Origin of the sequence: Pantoea sp. 18059, from assembly GCF_902706165.1 — a bacterium.
Taxonomy (GTDB): Bacteria; Pseudomonadota; Gammaproteobacteria; order Enterobacterales; family Enterobacteriaceae; genus Pantoea; species Pantoea agglomerans.
In genome coordinates, this window is the sequence record NZ_CACSJS010000005.1 from 50,767 (window position 1) to 63,087 (window position 12,321).

At 55.6% G+C, this 12,321-nt stretch carries 12 protein-coding genes; 9 read left to right on the forward strand and 3 right to left on the reverse strand.

Going from position 1 to position 12,321, the window contains the following annotated elements:
• Positions 1–71: 71 nt before the first annotated feature.
• Positions 72–1,220: a 3-phenylpropionate MFS transporter gene (locus GVJ63_RS14355; protein ID WP_159227044.1), complete on the forward strand. Its 1,149-nt coding sequence runs from the start codon at positions 72–74 to the stop codon at positions 1,218–1,220.
• Here the strand turns inward: GVJ63_RS14355 and csiE are convergent.
• Positions 1,202–2,470 carry a stationary phase inducible protein CsiE gene (gene csiE, locus GVJ63_RS14360; RefSeq protein ID WP_010671313.1) on the reverse strand — a complete coding sequence of 423 codons (1,269 nt, stop codon included), beginning with the start codon at positions 2,468–2,470 and terminating at the stop codon, positions 1,202–1,204. The genes GVJ63_RS14355 and csiE overlap by 19 nt on opposite strands.
• 155 nt (positions 2,471–2,625) lie before the next feature.
• On the opposite strand from csiE, the gene GVJ63_RS14365 reads away from it, so the two are divergent.
• The 3 genes from GVJ63_RS14365 (at position 2,626) to GVJ63_RS14375 (ending at position 5,441) form a co-directional block, all read left to right on the forward strand.
• Positions 2,626–3,252: a DUF1007 family protein gene (locus GVJ63_RS14365; protein ID WP_010257608.1), complete on the forward strand. Its 627-nt coding sequence runs from the start codon at positions 2,626–2,628 to the stop codon at positions 3,250–3,252.
• On the forward strand, positions 3,243–4,223 hold the full coding sequence (locus tag GVJ63_RS14370; protein WP_159227045.1) for a nickel/cobalt transporter: 981 nt from the start codon (positions 3,243–3,245) through the stop codon (positions 4,221–4,223). Before GVJ63_RS14365 ends, GVJ63_RS14370 begins: the two co-directional genes overlap by 10 nt.
• Before the next feature lie 204 nt (positions 4,224–4,427).
• Positions 4,428–5,441 (forward strand): TIGR04086 family membrane protein, encoded by a 1,014-nt coding sequence (locus GVJ63_RS14375; protein WP_010257601.1) that lies wholly within the window; start codon positions 4,428–4,430, stop codon positions 5,439–5,441.
• 63 nt (positions 5,442–5,504) lie between these two features.
• Here GVJ63_RS14375 and suhB read toward each other — a convergent pair whose 3' ends face one another.
• A complete protein-coding gene (gene suhB, locus GVJ63_RS14380; RefSeq protein ID WP_008926709.1) occupies positions 5,505–6,308 on the reverse strand; it encodes an inositol-1-monophosphatase in 804 nt (267 codons plus the stop codon).
• 132 nt (positions 6,309–6,440) lie between these two features.
• Here suhB and trmJ point away from each other — a divergent pair, with 132 nt between their 5' ends.
• The 5 genes from trmJ (at position 6,441) to sseB (ending at position 11,329) form a co-directional block, all read left to right on the forward strand.
• Entirely contained in the window at positions 6,441–7,193 is a 753-nt protein-coding gene (gene trmJ / locus GVJ63_RS14385) for a tRNA (cytosine(32)/uridine(32)-2'-O)-methyltransferase TrmJ (RefSeq protein ID WP_010257594.1), read from the forward strand.
• A gap of 130 nt (positions 7,194–7,323) precedes the next feature.
• Entirely contained in the window at positions 7,324–7,821 is a 498-nt protein-coding gene (iscR, locus tag GVJ63_RS14390; protein WP_010257591.1) for a Fe-S cluster assembly transcriptional regulator IscR, read from the forward strand.
• Positions 7,822–7,909: 88 nt separating this feature from the next.
• Positions 7,910–9,070, forward strand: a complete 1,161-nt coding sequence (locus tag GVJ63_RS14395; RefSeq protein WP_010257588.1) for an IscS subfamily cysteine desulfurase — start codon at positions 7,910–7,912, stop codon at positions 9,068–9,070.
• A 161-nt stretch (positions 9,071–9,231) separates the two neighbouring features.
• Positions 9,232–10,518 carry an aminopeptidase PepB gene (gene pepB, locus GVJ63_RS14400; protein ID WP_033758640.1) on the forward strand — a complete coding sequence of 429 codons (1,287 nt, stop codon included), beginning with the start codon at positions 9,232–9,234 and terminating at the stop codon, positions 10,516–10,518.
• A gap of 46 nt (positions 10,519–10,564) precedes the next feature.
• Positions 10,565–11,329 carry an enhanced serine sensitivity protein SseB gene (gene sseB / locus GVJ63_RS14405; RefSeq protein WP_159227046.1) on the forward strand — a complete coding sequence of 255 codons (765 nt, stop codon included), beginning with the start codon at positions 10,565–10,567 and terminating at the stop codon, positions 11,327–11,329.
• 40 nt (positions 11,330–11,369) lie between these two features.
• On the opposite strand, the gene sseA is transcribed toward sseB, so the two are convergent.
• The gene (gene sseA, locus GVJ63_RS14410; RefSeq protein WP_010257579.1) at positions 11,370–12,212 is read right to left on the reverse strand and encodes a 3-mercaptopyruvate sulfurtransferase; all 843 of its coding nucleotides are present in this window, start codon (positions 12,210–12,212) and stop codon (positions 11,370–11,372) included.
• Positions 12,213–12,321: the final 109 nt, after the last annotated feature.

The following is a 12,321-nucleotide window of genomic DNA, read 5'->3' on the forward strand; positions in this document are numbered from 1 at the left end:
GCCTGTCCTGCGGCGCTCTGCCAGAGTAGCGCCCACTCATGCTGCCAGGCAGCACTCTTGCTGGAGGGAATATGGCAATCGGCTCCGCCAGATGGCTCGGATTGGGCTACTTCACTTACTTCTTCTGTTACGGCATCTATCTGCCATTCTGGGGCGTGTGGCTGAAAGGCACCGGTCTTGATGCTGAAAAGATTGGCCTGCTGCTCGGCTGTGGCATGGTGGCACGCTTTGTCGGCAGTCTGCTTATCGCTTCTCAGGTCAAAAATCCTTCACGGTTGATTACGGCGCTGCGTCTGCTGGCGCTGATGACCTGCCTGTTCGCTGCCGGTTTCTGGGGGGGTGAGCAGTGGATGTGGCTGCTGACGGTCATGATCGGCTTTAACCTCTTTTTCTCGCCGCTGGTCCCGCTTAGCGATGCGCTGGCCGCCACCTGGACACAGCAGATAGGGCTGGCGTATGGGCCGGTCAGGCTGTGGGGTTCGCTAGCCTTTGTGATCAGCTCGGCATTAACCGGCGTGCTGGTCAGTGCTTACTCTTCAAACGCCATTCTGCTGCTGCTTTCCGTCGGCGTCATCTCTATGCTGGCAGGCATGATGCTGTCACCCGCCACCCAGCCACAGGGTAATGAACGGCAGGGCGCGGCGGGCGGTGGCTGGCAGGTGTGGCGTGAATTGCTGCGTGAGAATGCGGTATGGCGATTTATGCTCTGCGTAACGCTGCTGCAGGGTGCGCACGCCGCCTATTACGGCTTCAGTGCTATCTGGTGGCAGGAGAGTGGCTACTCCGCCTCCACGGTGGGTTATCTCTGGTCGCTGGGCGTGGTGGCCGAAATCGTCGTGTTTGCCCTGAGCAACCGGTTGTTCCGCCGCTGGAGCGCGCGCGATCTGCTGCTGCTTTCGGGCATTTGTGCGTTGATCCGCTGGAGTCTGATGGGTGCTACTACCGCGCTGCCGCTGCTGATTGTGGCGCAAATCCTCCACTGTGGCAGCTTCACCGTCTGTCATCTGGCGGCGATGCGTTTTATTGCGGCGCGTCAGGGAGCGGAAGTGATCCGTCTGCAGTCGCTCTATTCCGCGTTGGCGATGGGGGGGGGCATTGCGATAATGACCATGATCTGCGGCGTGCTGTTCGCTCATCTGCAGGGGCATCTGTTCTGGGTGATGGCACTGGTGGCGCTGCCCGCGCTATTTCTGCGTCCCGGCTACGACTCCAGTAAATAACGAATCCGCTGCTGATGGTGTAACGTCAGCGGCAGTTCCGCATGCACCAGCGGCGGGGAGAAGAGTGGCAGCGAGGTGGGGTAGGGCGAAATGATGATGTCCACATCCCGCGGTGCGCCATCCCGCTGAAACTGTTTCACGTCCTGATAGGTAATATTGATCGGCAGCAGCGTGATCTCCCGGATCTGCTGCTCCACATCCTGCTCCAGATCGGTATCGTCACCCGTCAGAATCAGCACCTGCTTCTCCTGCAACGCATTCTCCTGCATCAGCCATGCACCAAAAATAACGGTAATTAAGCTCACCTCTTCCGGGCTGAACGCAATCCCGTATTGCTGCTCAAACGCCTGCAGCGCCTGCTGAGTGGTGCGCAACAAGCGGGGATAGAGGCGGCTGACATCCAGCGCCACGCTGTTGTCGATGCCGATAGTGAAGTGGGTGCGATCCAGCGCCTGCGCCAGATGAGGATAGAGCTGGTTAAGCAGCTCGTCGCGATCAGCAAAAGTAATGTCGGCACACCGTTCAAAGTCATTAATCAACTGTTGGGTCGCAGCCATTAACTGCTGCTCAGCAGGATGTGCAATCGCATCCACGACAGGCGTATGTATCTGGCTGAACAGCAGTGTCCAGAAGTCGGTTTCACTGACGGGCGGCGCAAGGTGGCAGCGTTTGCGCCAGTGGTGAATCACATCCTCGGCGGCCTGCCGCTCAGCCTTCTGCTGCAGCCAGTGACACTGCGCTTCACTGAACAGCACCGGCTGGCGCTGGCACAATCCATACTTCATGAAAATCTGCAGAAAAAGCCGGTCGCGTTCGCTGAAATCGCGCTTCAGACGCAGGCTACAGTGCTGGATCAGCGCCTGTAAATTGGTCTCATCCCACAGCGCCTTCTCAATCTTCATCACCTTCAGGCGCTGACGCAGGGGGGCTGCAAAATGATCGCAGACGAAATCCTGCGATAAACGCAAACTGCGTCGCAGGTTGTGCAGCAGACAGAGGCGCCGATCCAACTCTGTGCCATGAAGACGAAAGCTGCCATCCACCATCTGATGCAATTCCAGCTGGTGATATCGCTGTATCTCAAGGCCCACATCCGCGATATCCTGTCGGGCAACAGCAGGATCGACGCCATTCAGCTGGCAGACTTTTTCAAGCGTAAGCACGGGTGTCGGCAGAAACAGCAGCAATAAAAGATGGCACTGACGCTGTGAGCGGGTGAAGAGTGGTGCCAAAGGGGTAGCAGAACTCATCAATCAGGTTTCCAGCAGGCTATTTTGAGCTAAGAATAGTCAACCCCGTCAGCGCCTGCGCGGTTTACGCGGTTTATTTGCCGGAGGTTTAAGGCGGGTCACAAAATTTTGTTACTTATAGATTCTTTTCATCGGGAACGTTACTTTATAACATTATGAAACGCACACTCTTTGCCCTCTTGATGGTATTAAGTCCGGCTGTAATGGCACATCCTCACAGCTTCATCGATATGAAAACCGAACTGGTGGCGCAGGATGACACCTTTACGGGATTAAAGATGACCTGGACCATGGATGAGATTACCTCCGCCGATCTGCTTTATGACGCGGGCGAGGCGAAACCAGGCAGCGTGGTGTGGAAGAAGCTGGCGGCAGGCGTGATGGCGAACGTGCTGGGCCAGCACTACTTTTCTGAAATCTGGCACAACCAACAGCGGGTAAAGTTTTTGAATCTGCCAACCGAATACAACCTGTCACGTAACGGCCATAAAGCGGTGCTGGAATTTATTCTGCCGCTGGCGGAACCCCCGAAGCTGACCGGGCAGCGCTTCGAGATCCTGACTTTTGATCCCACCTATTTCGTCGATATGTTCTATGACAATCCCGGTGCGTTAACGCTGCCGACGGCGCTGCAGGCGCGCTGCAAGTTCGCGCTGAACACGCCAAAGCCCAATGATTCACTGAAGCAGTATGCGCTGTCGCTGGATAAAGCCGACGCGCCTGCAGAGGAGATGGATTTAGGCCGCCAGTTTGCCCAGACGGTGATACTGACATGTCAGTAATCTCCACTCCGTTACGGGCTTCCCGCCTCTGGCCGCTGTGGCTGATGGCGGGCGTGCTGCTGAGCAGCGCATTGCTGGTCTGGCTCTACTGGCCGCAGATTCTGATGCAGAGCGTACTGTGGCAAAAAGATCTGCATCGGCAGATGACTCAGCTGCTACAGCAGGTTGCGGAGCAGCCCCACCAGGCAGGCATTTCGCTGGTGATATTCAGCCTGCTGTATGGCGTACTGCACGCGCTGGGGCCGGGCCATGGCAAAGTGGTGATCGCGACTTTTCTGGCGACCCATCCCACCAGAGTGAAAACCAGTATCAGGCTGACGCTGCTCGCCTCACTGCTGCAGGGTTCGGTGGCGATTGTCCTGGTGACGGTGATGCTGTTGCTGCTGAAAACGTCATCGCGACAGCTGCATCTCAGCAGTTTCTTGCTGGAGAAGGGCAGTTATCTGTTGGTGATCGGGCTGGGCGTGATGATCGGTTATCGGGCGCTGCGTTCGCTGTGGCGGACATTGCGTCCGCGTCCGGCCCCGGTATTTCGCGCCTTCAAACCTCACCATCAGCATGACGATCAGTGCGGATGTGGACACGCGCATCTTCCGACACCGCAGCAGATGAGCGGCAATCTCAGCGTGAAAACCCAGCTGCTGGTGGTGGTGTCGATGGGATTACGTCCCTGTTCCGGCGCGATTATGATGCTGCTGTTTGCCAAAGTGATTGGTGTCTATGGCTGGGGGGTTATCTCTGCTGCGGTGATGGCGCTGGGCACGGCACTGACCATTTCGGCGATTGGCCTGCTGGTTCAGCAGGCGCGCACGGTGGCGCAACGGCTGGCTCAACCTGGCGTTGCCGCAGGCATGACGCGACTGCTGATCCCCGCGCTGGCCTTAACCGGCAGCCTGATTTTAATCGTAGCGGGTATCGCGCTATGGCAGTCAGCGCAGATGACGCTGGGTGGCGGAATTCGACCTTTCTGAATAAAAGCGCAGCGGAAATAAAATTGCCGCTGCGCTCTTCTCTTCGTTAATTATCTCTGAATTCATCTCTTTATTTTTTTCTCTGGCTGGTTTAGTGGTGAAATGACTATTCCCTGTCTACGCTGATAATACCAAAACGGCATTCCGCCGTCGGGATGATAAAAGATCAAGACCGCTTTCTGTTTATTGCGAGGAGTATATTTCATGGCTGATACCCGTATTAATAATGGCTACACCGAAACGCTGGCGACCGGGCCGGCTGGATTGCCGTTAAAACGTATTTCCTGGAGCGCCGTGTTTGCCGGTGTCATTTGTGCGTTGATCGTTCACATTATTCTGACGCTGCTGGGAACCGCCATTGGTGCAACAACCATTGATCCGATGAAAGAACAGAATCCACTCGACGGCCTGGGCACAGGCGCGCTGGTCTGGACTGCCATTGAAATGCTGGTCGCGATGGCTGCAGGTAGTTATGTTGCAGGCCGACTGGCTCAGCGCGAAGGCGCACTGCACGGTTTACTGATGTTTGGCCTTAGCACAATTTTCACTATTTACCTGGCTATTGCGCTGGCGACCAGTGTATTAGGCGGCGCGATGAATATTGTGGGCTCAGGCTTCCAGGCGCTGGGGAGTGGTATTTCCGCCGCTGCGCCATCCGTTACCCAAATGGCAAAAGACAAACTGCAGGAGAGTAATATTAATTTAGATAACCTGCAGAACGAACTGGAAACGACTTTACGCCAGACCGGGAAACCGGAATTACAGCCAGAGAACTTAAAGCAGGATGCAAATAAAGAAGCGCAGAATGCTGAAAACCAGGCTAACAACACCGCAAACCATCCACAGACAGCGGATACTGATCTGGCTAACTGGTTAAAAGGGGTGATGGATCGTCATTCCGATACCCTGCAGGCAGCAGATCGTGATGCGCTGAAAAATATTATCAAAGCGCGCACCGGCAAAAGCGATCAGGAAGTGGATCAGATCGTGGCCAAAACTGAACAGAGCTATCAGCAGGCCGTTCAGAAGTATCAGGAACTGAAACAGCAGGCTGAACAGAAAGCGCGTGAAGCTGGTGAAAAAGCCGCTGCCGCGACTGCGAAAGCGAGCTGGTATGCCCTGATTCTGCTGATCATCGAAGCGGTGCTGGCAGGCGTGATGGGTATGGTAGGTCGTCGTACTCAGCCTCGTCAGGTGCTGTCACACGAACGTCGTTAATCATCACTGAGTAACAGGCAATAAAAAAGGCGGCTGAGAAGCCGCCTTTTTCTGTACTGAAACTTAGCGTTTTAACGCTTCGCTCAGTTCATCACGCATGTTCGACAGCATCGATTTCACCACACGTGGGTTACCCGCGACCAGGTTACCTGACAGCAGATAGCCGTGGTTGCCGGTGAAATCAGTCACCAGACCGCCCGCTTCACGGACCAGCAGTTCACCCGCCGCAAAATCCCACGGCTTCAGGCCAATCTCAAAATAGCCATCTACGCGACCGGCAGCCACATAGGCCAGATCCAGCGCAGCAGAACCGGTGCGGCGGAAGTCAGCACACTGGGTAAAGAGTTTGGTCATGATATTCATGTAAGCAGGCGCGTGCTGCTTCATTTTGAACGGGAAGCCGGTCGCCAGAACGGTGCCATCCAGATCGCGGGCCGTGCTGCCACGCAGACGATAGCCATTCAGCTGAGCGCCCTGACCGCGTGAAGAGGTGAAGAGTTCATTGCGCATTGGATCGTAAACGACGGCGACTTCAGTGCGGCCTTTAATGCGCACAGCGATAGAAACAGCAAAGTGGGGTAAACGTTTGATGAAGTTTGAGGTGCCATCCAGCGGATCGATAACCCATTGAACATCCTGATCTTCGCCCGCCAGTTCACCGCTTTCTTCGGTGATGATGGTATGTTTCGGGTAAGATTTACGAATAATTTCGATAATCAGGCGTTCTGCTTCGCGGTCAACATTCGTTACGAAGTCGTTGCTGCCTTTCTGGCTGGCTTCGACGGCGTCCGGGGTTTCATAATATTTGGCAATTAAATTTCCGGCCTTGCGCGCTGCGCGCACGGCAATGTTGAGCATTGGATGCATCGGTATCTCTCGCTGGATGTTAAAGAACGGGGAAAACGGCGCGGAGTATAGCAGCGTGTTCGGTAAATGTCCTGCTTTATGTTAATATTCTCTCTACTGATTTTACTGACCCGTTTCTGAGTATCCCTAATCATGTTGCAAAATATTCGTATCGTGCTGGTCGAGACTTCTCACACCGGTAACATGGGCTCCGTTGCGCGCGCCATGAAAACCATGGGCTTAACCAACCTCTATCTGGTTAACCCACTGGTCAAGCCTGACTCACAGGCTATCTCACTCGCGGCCGGTGCCAGCGACGTTATCGGCGACGCAAAAATTGTCGACTCGCTGGATGAGGCCATTGCCGGATGCAGTCTGGTGGTCGGCACCAGCGCACGTTCCCGCTCGCTGCCCTGGCCGATGCTGGATGCGCGCGAATGTGGCGTGAAAAGCGTGGAAGAGGGCCAGCAGGCACCGGTTGCGCTGGTATTTGGTCGTGAACGTGTCGGCCTGACCAATGACGAGTTGCAGAAGTGCCACTATCACGTCGCGATTCAGGCAAACCCGGAATACAGCTCGCTGAACCTGGCGATGGCCGTACAGATTATCGCCTATGAAGTGCGCATGGCATGGTTACAGGCGCAGGAGCAGGCCAGCCCGCCGCCGCAGTATGAAGAGTCACCTTATCCACTGGTGGATGACCTGGAGCGTTTCTATCAGCATATGGAACAGATGATGCTGAATAGCGGCTTTATCCGTGAAGCCAATCCTGGCCAGGTGATGAGCAAACTGCGTCGCCTTTACACCCGCGCCCGCCCGGAACGCGATGAACTGAACATCCTGCGCGGCATGCTTTCGTCGTTTGAAAAGCGAAAAAACGATAAAAAAGAAGCAGATAATAGTTGAGTGAATTACCAGGTTAAATACCTGACTAATTTACCAGGTTAAATAGTTGACCAATTTACTCGGGAATGGCAGACTTCAGAGCATCTGTTGCTAATCCTCCGATAACCGGACGCTATTGAGGTCGTACGCTATGAGACTGACATCCAAAGGACGTTATGCCGTTACTGCAATGCTGGACGTTGCCCTTCACTCCCATGAAGGTCCGGTCCCGCTGGCTGATATTTCAGAGCGTCAGGGCATTTCGCTCTCCTATCTGGAGCAGTTATTCTCCCGATTGCGTAAAAATGAGCTGGTGTCCAGCGTACGTGGTCCGGGCGGCGGTTATCTGTTGGGTAAAGCGTCTAATACCATCTCTGTCGGTGAAGTGATCACCGCCGTTGATGAGTCTGTTGATGCCACCAAATGTCAGGGTAAAGAAGGCTGCCAGGGCGGCGAGCGTTGCCTGACTCACGTGCTGTGGCGCGATCTGAGCGTGCGTATCAGTGACTTCCTGAACAATATTACACTGGCTGAGCTGGTGAATAATCAGGAGATCCTGGATGTAGCCGATCGTCAGAATGCGATTGATAATCGTCGCTTCCAGAGCCCGCGCACGCAGGAAATTAACGTCAACCAACGCGCCTCGTAATCCCCGCTGTTGCGGCCCTTACTGCTAACGCGGTCAGGGCCGAATCTGCTATAAAGACGTATGATTTTTTATACGGAGCTGTAGCGCAATGAAATTACCGATTTACCTGGATTACGCCGCCACCACGCCGGCCGATCCGCGTGTGGCCAGCAAAATGATGCAGTTTCTGACGCTGGATGGCACGTTCGGTAATCCGGCCTCGCGATCGCACCGTTTTGGCTGGCAGTCTGAAGAAGCGGTTGATGTTGCGCGTAATCAGATCGCCGAACTGGTCAATGCCGATCCGCGTGAAATCATCTTTACCTCTGGCGCCACCGAATCCGATAACCTCGCGATTAAAGGTGCAGCTCACGCCCATCAGGCGCGCGGCAAACATATCATCACCAGCCAGACAGAACATAAAGCGGTGCTTGATAGCTGCCAGCAGCTTGAGCGTGAAGGCTTTGCTGTCACTTATCTCACCCCGGCGGCTAACGGCATTATCTCGCCTGACCAGTTGCGTGCGGCGCTGCGCGACGACACGATTTTAGTCACCCTGATGCACGTTAATAATGAAACCGGAGTGATTCAGGATATCGCCGCCTTTGGCGAACTCTGCCGCGAACGTGAGATTCTGTTTCATGTGGATGCGACCCAGAGCGTCGGCAAGCTGCCTATCGATCTCAGCCAGTTACCGGTTGATTTGATGTCCTTTTCTGCCCACAAACTCTATGGCCCGAAAGGCATCGGCGCACTCTATGTACGGCGTAAACCGCGTGTGCAGATTGCTGCGCAGATCCACGGCGGCGGACATGAACGCGGTATGCGATCCGGGACATTGCCGGTGCATCAGATTGTTGGCATGGGCGAGGCGTATCGTATCGCAGCAGAAGAGCGCGAAACCGAGATGGCGCGCCTGCAGACTCTGCGCGATCGTCTGTGGCAGGGCATCAGCACACTGCCCGACGTCACCCTCAATGGCGATCTGCAGCAGAGCGCACCGAACATTCTTAACCTCAGTTTTGCTGACGTTGAGGGTGAATCACTGATCATGGCGCTGAAAGATCTGGCGCTCTCTTCCGGCTCGGCCTGCACCTCCGCCAGCCTGGAGCCTTCCTATGTATTGCGGGCGCTGGGCCTGAGTGAAGAGCTGGCGCACAGTTCGCTGCGCTTCTCGCTGGGACGCTTCACTACCGAGGAAGAGATCGACTACGCCATTGCCCTGGTGCAGAAATCAGTGACCCGTCTGCGGGCCTTAATGAAATCCTGATATCCGGTCATAGTCCGGAAATTGCGCCTATATTTGCACTTCGCTGGCAACACCTGACGGAATCTGTTATCAGGTCTCTCTGCGAATTATATTTAACATCTTATTAAAGCCGTTATAACAATCAGGCTGGATGAAACAGATAACGATTATGGAGCTTTTCGATGACCACACAACCCATGAATATTACGCTTAGCAGCCAGCCCGCCGATGCGCGCTGGGGCGAAAAAGCGATTCTCAGCAGCAACGACAGCGGCATGACACTGCATCTGACCGGCGCGGATGCGCTGAATATCATTCAGCGTGCGGCTCACAAAATCGACAGCCAGGGGATCCGCCATGTAGCGCTGACCGGCGAAGGCTGGCACCTTGAGCAGTGCTGGGCATTCTGGCAGGGCTTCCGTGGTCCGAAAGGCCAGCGCCAGGTTGAGTGGCCGGCGCTGGGCGAACATGAGCAGGCGGAGTTTGATCGCCGTCTGAAAATTATCGACTGGGTTCGCAACGTTATTAACCTGCCTGCGGAAGATCTGGGGCCGGAACAGCTGGCACACAATGCAGTCGATCTGATTAGTGAAGTGGGCGGTAGCGCCGTCAGCTATCGCATCACCAAAGGCGACGATCTGCGGGTACAGGGGTATATGGGCCTGCACACCGTTGGACGCGGTTCAAATCGTCCGCCGGTATTTCTGGCGCTCGATTACAACCCGACCGGCGACGACAATGCCCCGGTCTACGCCTGTCTGGTCGGTAAAGGCATTACCTTTGATACCGGTGGCTACAGCCTGAAGCAGAGCAGCTTCATGGACTCAATGAAATCTGACATGGGCGGCGCGGCGACCGTCACCGGCGCGCTGGCCATGGCGATTTCGCGCGGTCTTAACAAGCGCGTCAAACTCTACCTCTGCTGTGCCGATAACATGGTCAGCAGCAACGCCTTTAAACTGGGCGATATCATTCGCTATCGCAACGGTAAATCGGTGGAAGTGATGAACACCGATGCGGAAGGGCGTCTGGTCCTGGCCGACGGTTTAATCGACGCCAGCGAGCAGAACCCGACGATGATCATCGATGCTGCGACGCTGACCGGTGCGGCCAAGACGGCGCTGGGCAACGATTACCATGCGCTGTTTACCTTTGATGATGTGATGGCACAGTCGCTGATGGGCAGCGCGGTGAGTGAGAACGAACCTTTCTGGCGTCTGCCGCTGGCCGAATTCCATCGCAGCCATCTGCCGTCTAACTTCGCCGATCTCAATAACATCGCCAGCCCGTCACATGCGGCGGGTGCCAGTAGCGCGGCAGCGTTCCTGTCACACTTCGTCAGTAACTATCAGCAGGGCTGGCTGCACATCGACTGCTCCGCGACCTATCGCAAAGGCGCAGTTGACCAGTGGGCGGCGGGTGCAACAGGTCTTGGCGTGCGTACCCTCGCCAATCTGTTACTGAAATAAGCCGATCTCAGCGGTGGCTGATGCCGCCGCTGTTCAGAGGGAAACTATGAATCGTCTTGAAGAGGTGCTGAAGCTGGCGGCCACTGAGCCTGCCCATCGGCCCGAATTTTTTCAGCTGCTGCTGGAATCTGATGCGTGGGTGCCAGGTGAAAGCACCACGCAACAGCTTGATGCCAGCACGCCCGTTGATCTGCAGCACTGGGAAAAAGAGGATGGCAGCAGCATCATTCCTTTTTTCACGTCAGAAGAGGCGATGAGTGAAGCGGTGAGCGGTGAGCAGTCCTGGCTGCGTCTGCCGGTACGGACGCTGTTTGAGATTACACGTGGCGAGACGCTGTTTCTCAATCCCAAACTGCCTTCCGGTAAAGAGTTTACTGCGGCCGAGATCACCCATCTGCTGGCTGAAGAGGGCAGTGCACTAAGCCAGCAAACCGTGCTGGAAGGCGGACAGTCATTATTGCTGTCTGAGGTGGCTGAACCCCCTGCGCAGATGATCGACTCACTGACTCAGCTCTTCAGCAAGCATAAGCAGGTGCGTCGCGCGTTTATCGCCAGTATCCGTGAGCGGGCTGACGAAGCGCCCAATCTGCTGATTGGCATTGAAGCGGACAGCAATATTGAGACGATCATTCAGGCGGCGGGCAGCGTGGCAACCGATACGCTGCCGGACGATGCGCCGGTTGATATCTGTGAGGTGACGCTGAACGATCGCGGCATCAGCCACTTCTTTACCGCCCACATCACGCCATTCTATGAGCGTCGCTGGGGCAGTTTCCTGCGCGACTTCAGGGGCAGTGAGCGGATTATCTGAGACAACAAAGTAAACAGGCGGCTCATGGGCCGCCTGTTTTTTATTTCGCGATAGGTAAGTCGTCGCGACTGCCCCATTCGCCCCAGGATCCGTCATACAGTGTGACATCCCGTGCGCCCAGCGCCGTCAGCGCCAGAATCACCACCACCGCCGTCACGCCTGAGCCACAGCTGGCGACCACCGGTTGGGTAATATCGACGCCCGCATCGGCAAACAGCGTCTGAAGTTCCGCCTCCGGCTTGAGTTTTCCCTGTTCAACCAGGCTGTTCCACGGCACGTTCAGGCTGTTGGGAATGTGTCCGCGATGCAATCCGGGACGCGGCTCATCCACTTCGGCGTTAAAGCGATTGGCAGGACGCGCATCAATAATCTGTGCGCCGCCTTCATGGCTGATCAGCAGTACGTCCGTCAGGCGTTTCACCCGGCTTTCATCTGCGTGGGCCTCAAACTCACCTTCCGGCAGATTCACTTCGCCGGTTGCCAGCGCAAAACCAGCTTCTTTCCAGCCCTGCAAGCCCCCGGCCAGAATCGACACCTGAGCCACACCAAAGGTTTTCAGCATCCACCAGGCGCGTGGCGCAGAAAAGAGATTACCCTCGTCATACACCACCAGGTGCTTATCACTGCTGACACCCAGTTCACGCATCGCGACGGCAAAACTTTCGGCGCGGGGCAGCATATGGGGGTAAGGGCTGGTGTGATCGGAAAGCGCTTCAATATCGAAGTAAGGGGCGTCGGGTAAATGACCCGCCAGATATTCGGCCTGGATATCGCGAACCGCTTCCATACCGGGTGGCAACAACCGTGCATCCAGCACCTGAAGCCGCTCATCGTTGTAGTGCTCTTGTAACCAGTCGGCGGACACAAACAGTGGCGTCGTCATAACAACCTCATCTCAGCAATCTGTCATACCAGTGTCAGGGAATGTGCGCACCATCTCAAGAGAAGCGTTGATTAAATGCGAGCATTGATATGAAATTGCGCTGCGTAAT

Excerpts from the sequence above, each read along its gene's own strand:
- GVJ63_RS14355 (WP_159227044.1), top strand. The coding sequence starts at position 72 with ATGGCAATCGGCTCCGCCAGATGGCTCGGATTGGGCTACTTCACTTAC.
- csiE (WP_010671313.1), bottom strand. The coding sequence starts at position 2,470 with ATGAGTTCTGCTACCCCTTTGGCACCACTCTTCACCCGCTCACAGCGT.
- GVJ63_RS14365 (WP_010257608.1), top strand. The coding sequence starts at position 2,626 with ATGAAACGCACACTCTTTGCCCTCTTGATGGTATTAAGTCCGGCTGTA.
- GVJ63_RS14370 (WP_159227045.1), top strand. The coding sequence starts at position 3,243 with ATGTCAGTAATCTCCACTCCGTTACGGGCTTCCCGCCTCTGGCCGCTG.
- GVJ63_RS14375 (WP_010257601.1), top strand. The coding sequence starts at position 4,428 with ATGGCTGATACCCGTATTAATAATGGCTACACCGAAACGCTGGCGACC.
- suhB (WP_008926709.1), bottom strand. The coding sequence starts at position 6,308 with ATGCATCCAATGCTCAACATTGCCGTGCGCGCAGCGCGCAAGGCCGGA.
- trmJ (WP_010257594.1), top strand. The coding sequence starts at position 6,441 with ATGTTGCAAAATATTCGTATCGTGCTGGTCGAGACTTCTCACACCGGT.
- iscR (WP_010257591.1), top strand. The coding sequence starts at position 7,324 with ATGAGACTGACATCCAAAGGACGTTATGCCGTTACTGCAATGCTGGAC.
- GVJ63_RS14395 (WP_010257588.1), top strand. The coding sequence starts at position 7,910 with ATGAAATTACCGATTTACCTGGATTACGCCGCCACCACGCCGGCCGAT.
- pepB (WP_033758640.1), top strand. The coding sequence starts at position 9,232 with ATGACCACACAACCCATGAATATTACGCTTAGCAGCCAGCCCGCCGAT.
- sseB (WP_159227046.1), top strand. The coding sequence starts at position 10,565 with ATGAATCGTCTTGAAGAGGTGCTGAAGCTGGCGGCCACTGAGCCTGCC.
- sseA (WP_010257579.1), bottom strand. The coding sequence starts at position 12,212 with ATGACGACGCCACTGTTTGTGTCCGCCGACTGGTTACAAGAGCACTAC.